The 16,489-nt window shown below is 40.8% G+C and carries 19 protein-coding genes and 2 pseudogenes; 1 reads left to right on the top strand and 20 read right to left on the bottom strand.

What is annotated here, in order from left to right:
* The 20 genes and pseudogenes from OCV99_RS17690 to OCV99_RS17595 all read right to left on the bottom strand — a co-directional run.
* On the bottom strand, positions 1-2,206 hold a 2,206-nt coding region (locus OCV99_RS17690; protein ID WP_262576012.1), incomplete at its 3' end, for a CD3337/EF1877 family mobilome membrane protein.
* Positions 2,206-4,656: a conjugal transfer ATPase TcpF gene (gene tcpF, locus OCV99_RS17685; RefSeq protein ID WP_158372313.1), complete on the bottom strand. Its 2,451-nt coding sequence runs from the start codon at positions 4,654-4,656 to the stop codon at positions 2,206-2,208. The genes OCV99_RS17690 and tcpF, both read right to left, overlap by 1 nt.
* Positions 4,634-5,032, bottom strand: coding sequence for a conjugal transfer protein (locus tag OCV99_RS17680; protein ID WP_004843362.1), 399 nt, complete (start codon positions 5,030-5,032; stop codon positions 4,634-4,636). The genes tcpF and OCV99_RS17680 overlap by 23 nt, the downstream gene beginning before the upstream one ends.
* Positions 5,033-5,150: 118 nt before the next feature.
* Complete coding sequence (locus OCV99_RS17675) at positions 5,151-5,654, bottom strand: antirestriction protein ArdA (protein ID WP_002323345.1); 504 nt, start codon at positions 5,652-5,654, stop codon at positions 5,151-5,153.
* Between the two features lie 17 nt (positions 5,655-5,671).
* Positions 5,672-6,175 carry an antirestriction protein ArdA gene (locus OCV99_RS17670; RefSeq protein ID WP_147605804.1) on the bottom strand — a complete coding sequence of 168 codons (504 nt, stop codon included), beginning with the start codon at positions 6,173-6,175 and terminating at the stop codon, positions 5,672-5,674.
* The gene (locus OCV99_RS17665; RefSeq protein ID WP_081021054.1) at positions 6,094-6,390 is read right to left on the bottom strand and encodes a conjugal transfer protein; all 297 of its coding nucleotides are present in this window, start codon (positions 6,388-6,390) and stop codon (positions 6,094-6,096) included. The genes OCV99_RS17670 and OCV99_RS17665 overlap by 82 nt, the downstream gene beginning before the upstream one ends.
* Positions 6,391-6,480: 90 nt before the next feature.
* Complete coding sequence (locus OCV99_RS17660; RefSeq protein ID WP_009243012.1) at positions 6,481-6,900, bottom strand: nuclear transport factor 2 family protein; 420 nt, start codon at positions 6,898-6,900, stop codon at positions 6,481-6,483.
* A gap of 67 nt (positions 6,901-6,967) precedes the next feature.
* Positions 6,968-7,189: a hypothetical protein gene (locus OCV99_RS17655; protein ID WP_002323342.1), complete on the bottom strand. Its 222-nt coding sequence runs from the start codon at positions 7,187-7,189 to the stop codon at positions 6,968-6,970.
* Positions 7,190-7,324, bottom strand: coding sequence for a DUF3789 domain-containing protein (locus OCV99_RS17650; RefSeq protein ID WP_009243011.1), 135 nt, complete (start codon positions 7,322-7,324; stop codon positions 7,190-7,192).
* A gap of 11 nt (positions 7,325-7,335) precedes the next feature.
* Entirely contained in the window at positions 7,336-8,532 is a 1,197-nt protein-coding gene (mobT, locus tag OCV99_RS17645; protein WP_055180183.1) for a MobT family relaxase, read from the bottom strand.
* A gap of 182 nt (positions 8,533-8,714) precedes the next feature.
* Entirely contained in the window at positions 8,715-10,109 is a 1,395-nt protein-coding gene (locus tag OCV99_RS17640; RefSeq protein WP_158372311.1) for an FtsK/SpoIIIE domain-containing protein, read from the bottom strand.
* A gap of 71 nt (positions 10,110-10,180) precedes the next feature.
* Complete coding sequence (locus tag OCV99_RS17635) at positions 10,181-11,071, bottom strand: sensor histidine kinase (protein ID WP_109258290.1); 891 nt, start codon at positions 11,069-11,071, stop codon at positions 10,181-10,183.
* 11 nt (positions 11,072-11,082) lie between these two features.
* Positions 11,083-11,910, bottom strand: a complete 828-nt coding sequence (locus OCV99_RS17630; RefSeq protein WP_021739604.1) for an ABC transporter permease — start codon at positions 11,908-11,910, stop codon at positions 11,083-11,085.
* Positions 11,903-12,817, bottom strand: a complete 915-nt coding sequence (locus tag OCV99_RS17625; protein ID WP_021739605.1) for an ATP-binding cassette domain-containing protein — start codon at positions 12,815-12,817, stop codon at positions 11,903-11,905. The genes OCV99_RS17630 and OCV99_RS17625 overlap by 8 nt, the downstream gene beginning before the upstream one ends.
* Positions 12,818-12,906: 89 nt before the next feature.
* The gene (locus tag OCV99_RS17620; RefSeq protein WP_028088146.1) at positions 12,907-13,569 is read right to left on the bottom strand and encodes a response regulator transcription factor; all 663 of its coding nucleotides are present in this window, start codon (positions 13,567-13,569) and stop codon (positions 12,907-12,909) included.
* 82 nt (positions 13,570-13,651) lie between these two features.
* A complete protein-coding gene (locus tag OCV99_RS17615) occupies positions 13,652-14,035 on the bottom strand; it encodes a YdcP family protein (protein WP_055297303.1) in 384 nt (127 codons plus the stop codon).
* A 15-nt stretch (positions 14,036-14,050) separates the two neighbouring features.
* Entirely contained in the window at positions 14,051-14,377 is a 327-nt protein-coding gene (locus OCV99_RS17610; protein WP_005340715.1) for a YdcP family protein, read from the bottom strand.
* Between the two features lie 238 nt (positions 14,378-14,615).
* Positions 14,616-14,828 (bottom strand): annotated as a pseudogene (locus OCV99_RS17605) (LPXTG cell wall anchor domain-containing protein); the annotation flags it as partial.
* Positions 14,829-14,870: 42 nt separating this feature from the next.
* Complete coding sequence (locus tag OCV99_RS17600; protein ID WP_158372309.1) at positions 14,871-15,779, bottom strand: IS3 family transposase; 909 nt, start codon at positions 15,777-15,779, stop codon at positions 14,871-14,873.
* A complete protein-coding gene (locus tag OCV99_RS17595; protein ID WP_158372307.1) occupies positions 15,776-16,114 on the bottom strand; it encodes a transposase in 339 nt (112 codons plus the stop codon). Before OCV99_RS17595 ends, OCV99_RS17600 begins: the two co-directional genes overlap by 4 nt.
* Before the next feature lie 170 nt (positions 16,115-16,284).
* Between OCV99_RS17595 and OCV99_RS17590 the strand changes: the two are divergent.
* Positions 16,285-16,395 (top strand): annotated as a pseudogene (locus OCV99_RS17590) (transposon-encoded TnpW family protein); the annotation flags it as partial.
* Positions 16,396-16,489: the final 94 nt, after the last annotated feature.

Below are 16,489 nucleotides of genomic sequence, written 5' to 3'. Positions count from 1 at the left end.
AAACGACAGCAATACTATGATTCCCTGAAAGAAGCAGCATAGGGTACAAAATCCTTGAGGAAAATGTGTCAACTAATCTTGACAAAATCATCCTGCGGTCTTTCGTGTCATTCTGGCGTGTTTCCTGCGATACCACTTTTTCTACATTCTGCCTATGTACTGGCTGTGCAGGTTGGGTCGCTTTCTTATCAGAAGCACTAGAAGATAACGGACGTTCTTTGATAACATTTGTCTTGACTGGTTCACTTACTTTTGAAGCTGGAGCTGTGGCAGGACGTTTGATTTCCTGCATTTTTTCCGCACTCGGCTTTGGAATGGTTGAAGCTGTGGCTGGTCGCTCATGGGGACGGGTAGCTCCCATTGTCGCTGATCCGTCAGCCTTTCGCTGTGTCTGCCTTGCTTCTTGTGCCTTTTGAAGCTCCATACGTTTGTCAGCGATATTCTGTCTATGCCGTGCCTGCTTTTCCAAGCGTCCCGTCTGTCTGGACTGCTGTTCCTGCACCATGCCACGCTTGAAGTCGGACACGCTGGACTTTGCTTTTTCCTTTGCGGAATATACCGCATAAGCGGTCTGTGTCGGCATATCCTTGATATTCTCTTTGGCAGCATTTGCCTTGTCTTTCACTTTATTTTTCGTATCTAAGACAGCACCCACCTTTGAGCCTGCACGCTGTCCCATGCTGGAAGTGGTATTGCCCCGATTTTCTTTAGAAGCCGTATTTTTTCTTTCGGCTCTCTTTCCAGCAACGGCACTTCCAGCTACCGCACCAGCGACACCGCCCGAAATACCGCCAGCACTTACCGCCCTTGCAATACGGTGTTCCATACGCCTAGCCCGATGTCGCATAAACAGATACGGTCTGCGGAAAATTCTTCGTCCCATGCTTTGACTGTCATTAGCGTTCAAAGAGAACATACTCATTAAATCGCCCAGCTTCATGTAGATACCAGCGAAACATACTATCTGCAAGAACGCCACCATAAAGAACGGGTAATCCGTGGAAATGTTATAAAACATACTGGAAATGCTGAACGCCACCGTTACAATAAGCGTTATTCCTGCCCGTGTCATTATGGTATTAAACACCCTCACGATTGCCTGCTTTGCTATGCTTTCATAGCTCGGTATCATAGAGAGCAGAAAACTAATAGGCAAGAACATAGCGAAAATGATAAAAAGTATCTGGCTGAACAACATCATACCCGTAAGCAAGAATACAAATATTGTTATCCCTAAATTGAAGAACAGTAGGAAGAATACCATGCCTAAACGGTTTACAACCTGCGGTATCGTCAGATTGTTGTTGTCGTTGTCCTCGATTTCTGTTTTCACGACTTCCTCTCTGGTTTTTCCGTCCTCGTCCTCTGGGCTTGCCGATACAAGAGCTTCTACACGGTCTGTCCCGATTTCCTCTGCATTGCTGTTCCCGAATTGCAGAAGTAGCCACGGCTGTTCCACTTGAATAGAAAATAAGCTGTCCCGTATCAAGTCCACGCTGTCCTTGCCCTCGCTGTCAGAGTTGGGGAGCATGATTTTTGTTCCCAAGTCCAAAGAAGCGGTACTGATGTCTGATGAAAATTCATTTATCTTCTTGATGTAATCGGGAGCATAGGCGATAAACGAAGCGGACAGTACAAACACCACCACAAAGTTAATAACGGCGTGAAGTGCCTTGCTGGTTTCCCGTTTTATAAGTCCCGTATAGGCAACATAAAGTCCCACCACTAAGATAATGAGAAGCAGGAAACCAACATAGAAGCCAGTAGAAGAAAAACCGTTCTGCGTTACGCCTGCAAGGGTCTGTATGCTCTTTCCGATACTGTCTGCCATATCATTGATGAAGTCCAGCTTATAGGCTTCCTGCACCACATAGCCCGTTGCGTTAGATAAGTAAAGGCTTATCGTCCAGACAAAGTTGGTAATGCAGTAAAGCCCATACTGCACCGATTTTCCAATACCGTCCAGCCAGTTCCACGGAAGCCACGACCAGCTATTATCCACATAAAAATCAAGCTGGTAGTTGGAAAGGGGATATTTTGAGTAAAGATTTTCTGCGTTTATGGTATCGTCCACAAGCCCCGTCGCATGAGCCACCGTCCCCAGAAGTGAAAGCAGGATAATGGAGAGTGCCACCACGAACAGAGCCATTTTGAGAAAGTGGAAAATCTTCTTTTTTGTGAACGCACCTTTTATCCTTTCTTTCATCACTCCACCTCATTTCTCTGTACGGGCGGTCTGGTATCAAAGGCGTGTAGCAGTTCTTCAAAGACTGGGTGTATCTGCACCACACCGACACGTCCGTATAAGTCCTGCAATAAGCATTGTCCGTTCTCCAAATCACGCAAGCGTTTCTGGTTGTTCTCGTCGTCCTTGTCGATACCGAAAAATTCTAAGGTCTGTTTTATCTCGTTGATGTCAGTAGAACGGAAAGCGAATTTTAAGCCGATATTGTTTTTCAGACTTTCTTTTGACACGTCGCCAGAGGATTGTGTAACGAAATAAACGCCTGCCTGCATAGCTCGTCCAGCACGAACCAGCTTATTTGATAAGGTTTCGCCTTGTGCCACATTTAAGAACGCCCACGCTTCGTCCAAATCGACAATCTTAAAAATACTTCTGTCCGAATGGATAAAATCAAGGGCAAAGGTACTAATCACAATCAGCATAGACACCGACAATAATTCAATGGTCGTGTATTCCTCAAAGGTCGTGTCCTTATCTGGTAATACTAAGTCCGCTACTTGAATGATATTGAGCTGGTTATCCAGACTGATAGCATTTTCCACCGTACCGTCTGAAAACAGCAGGTGTGCAAAATCGTAGTCCGTGAAACTGTCGATATGGTCTGCGATATTTCTTGATATGGGTGTATCTTCACAGCGTAGCTCTTCTATCACATGGAGCAAGCCCCGACTGTCGCTCTGGGTAACGGAACGAACCGCTTTTCGTAACACGGGGAATTTTTCGCCGTCCCTAGAGGAAATACCAGTAAGGAATGTCAAGATGTCGATTGCCAGACTTTCAGCGTCTTTGACATTCTTCATAATCACAAATGGGTCAAGAAGTCCTGCATTGTCCTTGTCGCTGGTAAGGTTTACGATATTGATTTCATGGGCGATTTCTGGAAGCGTTTCTTTCCAGTTGCCACGCTCTGATTTTGGGTCTAAGATAACCGCTTGTCCCCCAAAGAGAACCGAATAATACACCAGAAGATTGTTGCAGAACGACTTCCCACCGCCAAGCGAACCGACAAAAGCAGAAGCTAACGCGTTGGTAACTGTACCTTTCACACCTTGACTGGCAAGGGACGGTTGCAGGTACACATTTCTTCCCGTATCAACGGAATAGCCCATATAGATACCCGTAGTTTCCCCTAACTGCTGTGTCGCACCAAAACCAAGCCCAGCCAAGAAGTCTGATTTTACATACTGCACATAGTCATTGATATATCGCTTGCTGGCTGGTAAAAATTCAGAATGAAGCCCCAGCATATCCCCAGCAGGACGTACCAGTTTTACATTCAAATCGTCGTAAAAGTCCTTGACTTCATCACAACGGCGTTTTAATTCGTCCAAATCGTCAGCCGATACACGCACCACATAAGAGAGCTTATACATACTTTCTTTTGTCTGGTCTAAATCCGTTTCCAGCTCGTCCACGCTGTCTAATGCGTCCACCACATTTGAGCTTGTTTCGCTTCCAGCTTGATAGGCGTGATTATCCAAATCTTTCAATTCTTTTTTCTTATTGCGGACTGTCGTTAATGCTTTTCGGTTTTCCACGATTTCTACATTCATGGAAGTATCAACTGGAAAGGTAAACTGCTGTTGCTGGAAATAGAAGATTTCAGAGGACGGAAAATCAAGCTCCCCGACAATCGCATTGACGGTAAAATAGGACACATAACTTTCTTTGTCCTCATGTTCCAGTCTTAAATATCGCTGGCTTTCTTCAATCACACACCTTGTCGGACGGATAAGGTCGTAGTATTTTATCAGCGTTTCTTTCTTATAGTTTTTCTTTGGTAGCTGGTACTCATAATCTTCATAGGCGATACCGTCCCTGCCGTAAAGATGTTCCATGAGATAGCCAAAATCATTGATTTCCAAGCGACGCACCTTAAAGCGACGGGAGATTTTATTTTCCAGTAACTTTTCCATTTTCATGTAACGGTTGATTTCATCATTCGGCATGGAAACAAAATCATTCATCAGCGTGTGGTTCACTTCATGGAGAAATTCCGTGAACGTCAGCCACGCCGATTTTTTGATGTTCTTCAGATTGAGCTGTTCTTCCGTAACCATGAGCTTAAAGCCAAGAAAAAAGCGGTAGTCCACTTGATTGTCCCCAATCATAGATACTAACGCTTCGGTCTGTTCGTCTATCTTCTGATAGGCAACTTCCTTTAATTTTCCAGTTACCAGCTTCTTTGACTGCTCCTGCATACTGCGGATTGAGCTTTCTGTGGCAATCTGCAACGCATGAATTTTACCCTCACGGGACTGTGCAATGAGCTGTCGAAAGCTGTCATGCACGATAAATTTCTGCTCTGCGGATAGAAAAGAATAGTTGTACGGTATCAGCTCATAATAGGCAAACACTTCATTGTCCTTGTTCCAGACAAGGTTATTGTCAATATATTTTATCGGGAACATAGTTCACACTCCTTACTGCCGTGATTGTTTCATTCAAGGTCTGCTTATGCAGTTTTACGGCTTTTCCTGCATAAGTGATTTTTGGTCGCAGGGCATAGGTTATCTGTGATTTCAAAAAGCTGTACGGCTTCTTTCCGTCAAAGGTTTTCTGCGACATAAACCAAGTGAGAGCAACGGGAATACCGAAGTATTTGAGAAACGCTCCCTCTATCATGGAAAGTGGGGGAATATCCCCAAACAGAATGATGATAAATTCCGTAATCACAAACCATGTAATCTGTGTAAAAGTAACGGGAAAGGGCAAGTTAAAGTCATTGATTGCATATAAGACTTTTTCTACGTTCCAGATACCCGTGTAGCTTTTAATCTTTTTCAAGTTCTTTCAGCTCCTTTCGTAAGTTTCTAAATAGAAAAGGACAGCCATGTTTCAGACTGTCCCTTAAAAGAGAAATACGCTGTCAGTAGCAACAATGCTTGTCGCAGATCTTCCAGCGTTAATATGGTATCTCGCACATACCTCGGCTTGTTTCAATAAAGCAACCGCCCATATCCAAATCTCGCCCGTAGGCTTCATAGTCAATGTAGTTCTGCAAGCTGGGTGGAATATCCCCAAGTGCCTGCAATTCGTCTATGTAGTAGTAGGCAACGTCTGTCATGGTTTCACAGTCGGGATAATAATAAATATCGTCCTTGTGTTCCACGACTTCTTCCAGCGTCCCGTAGTGGCTGATAAATTCGTCCAGACACTCTACGATATAGTCGGGAAGTTCCTCTATCATTTCATACATCTCATTGAGTTCTTCAATAGAAACATACTCGCCAATCGCAATAGGGAAGTTGTCGGTATCATGGATAGCGTATTCCTCATACTGTTCATTCAAGCCGATTTTTTCTTTTACATCTTCCTCGTCAATAGGAAATGTGAACCAAGCACCGACTAAATAGCCCTCATTGTATTTGCCAAGATTAGCAATGTAAACCGCCATATCATCAATCATAAGCACCACCTCATTTCCTACTCTGGCAGTTCAAAGATACCGTGTTCTGTTACTAAAAATTTCCCGTGTTCCTGCAAGTGAGAAGCATAGGCTTCAAAGTCAAAATAGTAGGCTTGACAGTCCTCGGATAAATGTTTGAACGTCGGGTCGTTCATCAGCTTTTGCTTTGCAACATCTATCATGCTTTTGCAGTTGGGATAAACCGTAATCACGTTCCTGCAAATATAAAGTGCTTCTAAATTTTCAAACACCGTAAGTAGTGATACATATTCTTCCTGCATATCACTTGAAAGCTGGCGGTACATAAAATCTAATTCGTTGAGCTGGTACACGCTTGTATGTTCGTGGACTTCATCAGCATAAGGCAACACCTTTTCGATAATACGGTAATCCCCACTTTCTGCACCGACACCTAACTTTTCTTCAAACTCGGCAACATCTATCGGCAGTTCAAACCAGTATGATATTGTTTCTTCGCCAGTTGTTCCTTTCGTTTCCACCAGCACCCTTGTTTCCTGCATTGTTCCTCACGTCCTTTCTGTTGTTTCATCACATCTTGTAAGGTCTGGTACGACATACCAAACACATACTTTGAAAAATCTTCTAACTGTCTTTCTTCATAGTCGGCAGGGTTCAGTCGTTTCATTTCCTGCCACACCTTACGCTTGTAAGAGGGCAGGTCGGAAATGTATTCACAGCCGACTTTTGCCTGCATATCCTTAAAAATATCGTTCATGTCATCACTCCAATCTGATTTTAGGTAAGAAAAAAGCAGTCAATCCTAAGACTAACTGCTTTATGTATATGGATATAATTTGATTAAGTTTTAAAACCAGTTTGTTTTTTCATCTCTAAATTGAGGGTTATCGCTGTGTTGATATGGATTATAGTTATTCAGATTGCAACCATATTCTTTTAATGATTTGATTTTGTTATCTTCTGTCCATTCAATTAAGGAAATACCGTCAAATTCTTCAACGCTTCCCGTATTCATTTCATTTTTAAAATACCATTCTACGACAGTTTGATTTTCTTTATGAAAGAACTGTTTAATATCCCAAATAATGACTTTACCACGAGTATTCCATTCATTAAACCAATGTTTTACTGTTTTAAGATTTTCATATTTAGGACACCAGCTTTCCGTATAAACAACATCTTCTGTAAAAATTTTATCCATTCCTAAGTCTTGCTGTTTCAACCACATATCAAACCATAAACGAATAATTTTTTCTCTCTCATTCAAAATAGAACACCTCGATTACTTCTTTTTTCACATTATAGCACCCATACATCAGCCCCACAATAAAATTTTATGCACCGATAATCTTATTGAACAGCTCTAACAGTACATCTTTCACACCGCCAGCATTGAATACCAAGCCGACAGCAATCAAGGCAACTACCAAAAAGCCGATAAGTTTGGAAAACTCACGCTTGAACCCTAAGTAGATACCGATAACCACAATCGCCATAAGCACTAAGCTCTGTGCGTTTGATAAAAACCATTGATACAAATTTTGTCCGAAATTCATTTAATTGTCCTCGCTTTCTTTTAATTGTTTCATTTCATAGTCAGCTTCTTTGCCGACATTCAAAATACACATCAAGACTACACCGATACCCATTCCCATAGATACCAGCAGGAAATCTTTTAATAATACCCACATTTTTATCACTCCTAACTTTCTACTAAATCTTTTGCAGGGGTCGTCTGCTGTTTGATTATCATTTCATGCTTTTCTGTGAGCTTTGCCTGCTGTTCGATTGTTTCCATGTAATCTGTACCATTTCCCTTATCAATCTTTTTCAGCATTTTCAAGGTCGGTGCTACCTGCCGTTGTACCCAACGCAACGTGCGGTCTAAGGTGTACGGCTCTGGCTTTGTCGTCAGCTTCAAGCTCTGTCTGTTATCGCCGATAAACCAAGCCCAGCGGTCATTGAGTTTCCAGTCGCTTTTTCGTTTGTCGGGTTCTTCATCAACAAACCGCACATACTGGTTGATGATAGAAAAGGCGGTCTGCTCTGCGTCATAATACGTCAGCAAATCTCGTACTGCATAATAGGCTCGTTCATTTCTAAGCCGTATCTCAAAACGGTTAATAATATCGGCTTCTTCCAGCGGTATCCCGAACTTGACGTACTGCTCATAGTCCTTTTCATAGATACAGAAATACACATCGGATTTCAGCGAACCAAGATAAAGGGTACGCCCCATATATTCTCTGTCGTCCTCTCTATGCTTGATAAGCTCGCCCGACAAGTAAAACTTGTAACTTCTGGACTTTCCGATATATTCCCGTTTCCTGCATTTTTCCGCAAGCTCTGGAATATCCAAAATGCCCATATGGTCGTTGATAGCAAGGTCGATACGCTTCATAACACCACCGTCTACGAGTGCGTCCATGAGAAAGTCATACCAGCTTCTTTCCTGTGCCAGCAAGTAACTTTCAAACTGTCGGCAACCTCGCCCCTTTAACTCTAAAAGGACACCCTTTTCTTCGTCAGCCGACGTATAGATAAAGATGTCCCCTAAAGAATAATGCTCCGTATAACTGTAATGTCCGTAATCTTCATGGAGCATATAGTTGATATTCAGTTTTAATATATCTTTGATGATGTGCTGTATATCCAGCGTGGGAAAACGGATTTTTACATAATCAAACAGCATGGTAAGCGGTGCTTCTGGATTGAACTTTGCCAGTTCCTTTTGCAGAGTATTAAGAAGTTCCTTTGACGGCTTCATTTTTCCGCTTTCTATCTTGTTGAGATATTCCCTTGTGATACCAGAAGCCAACGCCAGCCTGCCTTGTGAGATACCGTAAGCAATCCGTTTCTCCCGTAATTCTTTTATTCCTTGTTCTTCATTCAGAACCATACCCCCAATCTGTAAAGTGTGAAGTTTTTTAAGGCGACTTCACATCTGAATTTTGCAAGGAAACTATGCGATAAGCCTTATGTTTCCTATGTTTTTTGTCTATTGTCCATTTGCAAACGTACCCCTCTGTTAGATACCGAGGGGTTTTACCTGCTGGCGTGGCTTCGCCACACCAGCAACGGCTAGTCCGTGCCGTCGCCTTTCGCTTCGCACGTCGCCGTCACGTCCTGCCTTGCTTGTGCAAGAGAACCGATAGTCTGCAAAAAATCATGTCCTTTCGGGACTAAAGGCGTATAAAATTCACTTATAACACTTGTTCCCACATCACAATAGCCACGCCCCTTGATACGCTTCTGGAAAAACTGCTTTTTCACATCTGAACCAAACAGCATACCGTAACCTAATTCGCTGATACGCCCAAGTCCCACACGGAAATTGAAGTTATCTCTGATATCATCTGAAAAATACTTTGCGTCTGGACGCTGGCAGGCAACAATAAGGAAATAACCTGCTTGTCGCCCTAACATAACGATTTTCTTTAACTGGCTAAGTAAGCTCACGCTTTCTTTTGTCCCCAACATTTCAAAAAACGCCACATATTCATCAAAGATAAGAAAGCAGGGTGGAAGTCCCAGATAGGCGTAGTTTTCGCCCGTCTTATAGTTCGGGTGTTGCTTCATTTCCTCACTTCGCCGTACCATGCCCTCATAAAAGGCATTGACGCATTCAATCATTTCTTCTTTGGTGTGATAGACATTAGGCATGACTGTTCCCAAGTCTGCAAGGTCGCTGTTCTTAGGGTCTAAAATGTAAAGGATAGCGTCAGTATGCAGTAGGGCTTCAATGAGCGTCAGCAGAAAATAGGTTTTACCGCCACCAGTCCCACCAGCAATCAGAGCATGAGGAAGTGCGTCATATTCCCAGACAAGATTTTTCATCAGTCTAAGACAGCCGTTCTCTGCACGTACTTCATTAATGGTAATACGGTTCGCTATCATATCATAAAGCAGAGTATATTCGATATATCCGTCATGCAAGGTCTTGTCGGTCAGCTCACAATACAAACCACTTTCCAATTTATCCTCTAACCGTAAAAGCTGGTCTTGATATTTTCCCAACGTGATTTCACAGCGGATATGGAGCAGTCCCTTTTCCATTTGATAATAAATCTTCGGAAACCAGACGATTTTTTCCCTTGATCTGCTTTGCAGGTCAGTAAAAAAACCGCTGTCTTGTACGGTATCGGCTTCATACCACTTATTTTCCAACACCATTCTTGCCAGCTTTTGACGGTGCAGGAGCTTCTTGAAACTGTCGTAACAGAAGCGGTAATACAGAAAAGCGACCAATACACAAGCACCAGTCGCTATCAGTATGGTTATGAAGTTGTAAGGGGAGAGTGTCAAGCCATTCTCTAACAAGCTGAAATGCTCCCAATCGGTACGCATGAGCTGTTTCATATTCAGTAGCAGGAGAACCGCCACAAATATAAACAGAAGCGTTCCTATGGAAAAATGGTAAACAAGGTGCTTGTCGCTGGCTCTGATACGGTGTCCTTTATTCCAAATCTTACGCATAAATCAATCACTCCTTTCTGGGTACGAAAAAAGCAGTCAATCATAAGACTAACTGCTATAAAAAGTTATTTTCACAAATCAAACACAATGCAAATATTAAGCATTTCATTGTTATACTCGGCTGAAATTGTACCATTCATCTTTTCAACTAATGCTTTTGAAATAGACAATCCCAGTCCAGTTGAATTTCTAGCATTATTAACTGTATAAAATCGGTCAAATAATTTTCCAACTTCTATTTCAGTCAAATTTGAAGCATGGTTTATAAAATGAATTTCTCCATTTTCAAATAATGTAACTTCTAAATCACCATTACTGTACTTGACCACATTATTCAATAAATTTGCAAATATTCTTGATAATGCGGAACGGTCAAGATTACGAACTATCTTTTTCTGTGGAATGATAATCTTAGGAGAAATTTGCTTTTCTTTTAAAATTGTATAAAATGAAGCGATACTTTCCTCTAATACATTGTTAATAGTAATAGGTTCAATTTTTAAATCTTCTTCTGAAGTTAAAATCACAGAATAACGAAATAATTCTTCTGTTAGTTGTTTTAGCATTTCTGTACGATTTTTTATGACAGCAATATATCTATTCACTTTTTCACTTTTTTCTTCTTGTTCAAGTAAATCCAAATAGCCATATATTGCGGTTAGCGGTGTGCGTAAATCGTGAGAAACATTTGTAACAGCATTTTTTAATTCTATATCGCCTTTTTGAAATTTTCTGCGTTCAGCTCGGAGCTTTCGTAGCTGGATATTTATTTCATTTGCTAAATGACACATATATTTATCGTTGCTTGAAATATCAATCAGAGTATTACTATCGGTTATGAGCTTTTCAGCGAATGAACATTCTATTTCTTTTGCAGATTTTCGTAATAAATGTATCTTGATAAGTAACAAGACAATCACTAAAATCAGTCCACTTATGAAAAGCCATAACCATAGCATAATTTTTCACTCCTTTACTTTAAATCTTTTTTCTTGAAAATCCAAACACCTGCACCAGTTGTAAGTATAACGATTACTAAGGAATATATAGGCAATCGTGTTAAATTAACAACTTGCATTGTTGAACATTGAATTGCTTGACCGCCTGGATTTACATCATAAATGAATTGCACAATTTCTCGTTTTGTTCCGTCTAAATATTTTGGATTTTCCATTTCTTGAGCTGTGTTTTCTCCATTTTCTCCTATCGAATAAGCTGGAATAGTTTTTGGAGCGTCCAACATTCTATTACACATTGCACCAGCAAACAAAAGCCCAAATGAAAATAGAATACAAGCTACTGCAATAATAGCTTTATTTTGAGAGAGCATTGCTACAAGTGTGAAAAGAGAAGCAAATGTAACTGATAAAACCAAGACAGTTATTCCTATCATTACAATCATTTTCATATCAGCAACAAAAAATCCAAGTAAAGGAATTCCAACGCTGAGATACGGAACAAAAAACACAATACACATTGTAATTGCAATAATAGAACAAGTTACCATATTTGATAAATAAATAGTTTCTCTTTTCTGTCCTACGATAATTTTGTTTCTGATTGTTCCGTCATTATGTTCTGTACCGATAAAAAGACTACAAAATACAGCAAGAATAATTCCTATGAACAATGCACACATGAAAAATCCATTGTCAAGATTATTGATATATCCAGACTGTTTCATATCCCTATATCTCAATAGTGGGCTAGCTATTCCAATCACAAACATAAAAGCTAATGAACCCCTAAAACATTTATTTTTCCTTAATCGAAAGAAATTAGCAGATAATAATTTATTCATGTCTTGCACCCCCTACCAAGCTAACAAAATAACTTTCTAAACTTTCATCATGTTCATGTATCGAAATAACTTCACAATCTTTTTTGGATAATTCTGTCGTTAATTTTGAAATATTAACTTTTTCAAAAATATCCGCTTCTGTATTAGAAAGTATTTTATATTCAATGTTCATAGTGTCTAAAACATAAGCAAGGGTTTTTGTGCTTGATACTTTTAAATGAGTACATTTTCGGCATTTACTTTCCAATTCAATAGAGCTAATCTGTTTTATCATTTTACCATTGTCAATAAAGCCATAGTATGTTGCCAGTTTTGATAGCTCGTCTAATATATGACTAGAAATCAAAACGGTAATTCCATGTTCTTGATTGAGCTTCAAGATCAATTCCCTAATTTCTATAATTCCTTGTGGGTCAAGTCCATTGACTGGCTCATCAAGAACGAGAAAATCTGGCGAACCTGCAAGAGCAACCGCAATACCTAGTCTTTGACGCATACCAAGAGAAAAATTTTTTGTTTTTTTATTTCCCGTATTTTCAAGACCAACTAATTTTAATATTTCGGAAATTCCATCATCAGAGGGAATACCTAATACTTTGTATTGCTCCTTTAAATTTTCATACGCTGTTAAATCAACATAAATTGACGGTGTTTCTACGATTGCTCCCATTCTGCGACGAGATTTTGTAATGTCCTTATCTATGTGCTTTTTGCCATAAAGAACATAGTCGCCAGATGTAGGCTCTTGTAAACCACATATCAACCGTATAAGAGTTGTTTTGCCTGCTCCGTTTTTGCCGATAAGACCATAAATCGAACCTTTAGGCACATTCATTGATAAGCCGTTGAGTGCTTTAAAATGCCCGTAGTTCTTACATAAAGAATTTGTTTTAAGAACATATTCCATGATTTTTACCTCCTGTTTTCTGATATAGTTATTCTATCTTGTAAGAGTAAAGAAAGCGGTAAAGAAAACAGTAAAGAAACAGTAAAGATTTATTCTGTTCTCATTTTAAATCCAATTCCCCAAACAGCTTCAATATAATCTTTTCCACTTATATCACGAAGTTTTTTTCTTAAATTACTAATGTGCATTTTTAATGAGCTTTCAGTACAGTCTGGTGTGTCCTCACTAATTTTTTCTAAAAGAAATGACTTTACAATAACTTGCTTCGGATTTTGTATTAACAATTTCAAAATAGCATATTCCGTTCTCGTCAGTTTTACTTTTTTGTCCTCTATGAACACTTCATAAGTAAATGTATCCAATGTAATATCTTCAAATTCTAATGTTCTGTTTAATGAGGGTGTTTTAACTCTAAGTGCAACAGTAATTCTTGCCAATAATTCTTTTGTATCAAAAGGCTTAGTAACATAATCAACTGCACCACCAAGTAAAAGAGATACCTTATCTTCAACATCTACTTTTGCACTCATAACAATAATGGGAATATCTGATATTTGTGGTAATAATTCTTCCCCAGACAATCCCGGTAACATTAAGTCTAGCAAAATCAAATCTGGTTTTGTATCTGCTAAAAATAATAATGCTTCTGTACCAGAGTAAGCATGGGAAACCATATATCTTTCATGTACTAAAACTTCGTCCAACATTTTGTTTATATGAATATCATCATCAACAATTAAGATATGCTTCATTTTCATCACTCCATTATATTTGATATGAAATAATTATACCGTTATGCAGTATGCTCTACAATATAATTTTTACTCGGCAATCCTATTTTTTCTGTTGTCCCTGCGGTGTAGGGTTCTGTGGATTACCTGCGTTCTGATTGCCTTTATTCTTCAACACAATATCCTCTGCCTTTACATACCAGTCCACATCTGCACCTGTATAGGTTTTTCGTGATACCGTATCGGCTACTGGATTGACAAGTTCCACAACTGCATTGTACGGAAATTCCCTTAACGGTACTTCTGGCGGTACGGACACGGGGATAATTCCACCATGCAGACTGCACTTCAAATCATAGATACGCTTTTTAAGCTGGGTACTCGGTGTCCCGTCCTCATTCTGCAAGAACACATCACGCACCGCTGTAAATTTTAATTCTCCAAATGTTTTCTCTTTGTCAATAACAAACCCGTTTGATAATCTCATAAATGCTTCACTCCTTTACTTTTCTTCAACTGCTACAATATCATCAGCAAGCAACACATAATCGGTATGTCCCATATCCCCGATTGCGTAACCTCTGCCGTATAACTTCGGATTGACAAGTTTTACTTTCTGTTCATACTTGAAATGCTTTTCGCCAGCCTGCACGGGAATTTCCACCACAACATTTTCCCCTCTCTGCACATCTGAATAAAGGTTATAGCTTCTTCTTGCGAAAAATCTGCGGTTATCTTTATCTCTGTCAAAAACATGGTCGCTTTCGCCTGCAAATTCAAGAGTTCCAAAAGACTGTGCCATATCTGGCACGACATATTTCATTTCCATATTGTTTTACCTCGTTTCTTTCTATTTTTGATAAGTTTTTTGATTGTGATTTCTTATTCTGGCGGTTCGGGAAGTACCAGCAATCCCACCGATAGTAAAGGGTAAAATCAATGCTTACGCACCCTTGACTATCCGTGTTCTTGCAGGTTGTTGGCAGACAAGCCAGAATAAGCGGAAGTCTGCCGTTTGACAGCTTCGGCGGAGAGCGTGATTTTCCTTTTCTCATACCATTACCGCCTTATGATTTCTTCATTTTACGGCGTTTGTAGAAGAAGATACCTGCCAGTCCAGCACCAGAAGTTAAAAGAAGTACAAGCAGTTCGTAAAGGTTGGTGTTATCGCCCGTTTTGGGACTGTCGCTAGGTCTGCTAGGCTTTTCTGGTGTCTGTGGTGTTTCGGGTTTCTCTGGTTCTTTTGGGACTTCTGGTTTTTCCTTAAAGGTAATTGATTTTGTCAAGATTAGTTGACACATTTTCCTCAAGGATTTTGTACCCTATGCTGCTTCTTTCAGGGAATCATAGTATTGCTGTCGTTTGACCATAGGGGGAAGCCCTCCATTGGCGGAGCAGATCCTTCGGTTATTCCAGTAGCTGATGAAATATCTCCAGATGATCGTCCTGAGTTCATCCGTGGTCATTTTTTCCGTATCATAACGGTCATACAGCAGTTCGGATTTCATCCTTGCCCACATACTTTCGCAGCGGGCATTATCGTGGCATCTGCCGCCTGCGCTGTTCATACTTTGCTGTATGCCGTACTTCTGGACAGCATTCCGGTAAAGCTGGCTGGTGTACTGGCTCCCCCTGTCGCTGTGGATAATGGCTCCACGGATACCGGGGTACGCATTAGCAGTATTTTCCAGTGTCTGCACACATAGCGGCGCCTTCATGTTGGTATCCATCGCCAGGCCGATCACGCTGGAATCAAAACAGTCAAAAACAGCAGAAACATACAGTTTTCCATCACTGGCTTTAATCTCTGTGATATCTGTGACACATTTGCTTAGCGGCTCCTCCGCATGGAAATCACGCTTTAAGAGATCGTCTGATTTTCTGGCTTCCCTGTCCGCCTTTGTGATTCCGTTTGGCTTGCGTCTGGGATGATGGCTGATTCCGATCTCTTCCATGATGCGGTAAACGGTGCGTTCGCTGGGAATATCCACATTTTCCGGCTGCTTCAATGTCAATGCCTGATACATGCGGATACGGCCATAAGTATCATTGCATTCATCTTCCGTGAGAATCTCCTTCATGGCATCCGCCAGTGGCTGATATTTCCACGGGCGGTCTTTGTTTGCAAGATACTGGTAAAATCCCTGTCTGCTGACATGAAGGATCCTGCAGAAAAAAGCGATATCCCCTTTTAATTCGCCGCCTTTCGTTTGTAATGCAATAAACTTCATTCTTTCGTTTTTGCTGACTTCAGACGGCTCGCGGCGAAAAAAGCACTGGCTTCCTCCAGAAAGTCGTTTTCTTTCTTCAAACGGCGGTTTTCTTTCTCCAGTTCCTTTACCTGCTGGCGGAGCTTTAGGAGTTCCTCGTTAAGCGTCATAGCGCTTTGTGGGGTCTGTGAGCCAGCTCCAAGGTCAAGATTGCCAAGACGGTTAGCCCGTACCCAGCCATACATGGTGTTCTTTGGGATTCCCAGTTCTTTAGCGGCCTTAGCTTGTCCGATTTCTTTGGCGAGCTTCACTGCTTGTACTTTGTATTCGTGGTCATATTGTCTGTTTTCTGCCATTTTGTTCACTCCTTATTCTCTAGATTATATCTCAAATCCTTGAGAATGGGGTGTCAACTTTTTTTATACCACATCAGCCTATCCTCTTTACAGGCGAGAACTTCCGAAAGGAAACGGCACAAGCCAAGCTCAATGGACTAAAAGAACTGTTGAAGTAAAAGGAGTTGCCTATGACAGAAAACAAACAGAATAACAATGACCGCACCGACCGCCGTCCGGACTGCGTGACGGAGATCCGCATGGGTAACACCGTGCTTGTTGTGTCCGGCTTTTTCAAGAAATGATTTTGTCAAGATTAGTTGACACATTTTCCTCAAGGATTTTGTACCCTATGCTGCTTCTTTCAGGGAATCATAGTATTGCTGTCGTTTGACC

Source organism: Dorea acetigenes, from assembly GCF_025567385.1.
Classification (GTDB): Bacteria; Bacillota; Clostridia; order Lachnospirales; family Lachnospiraceae; genus Claveliimonas; species Claveliimonas acetigenes.
This window is presented reverse-complemented; position numbering and strand designations above follow the sequence as displayed.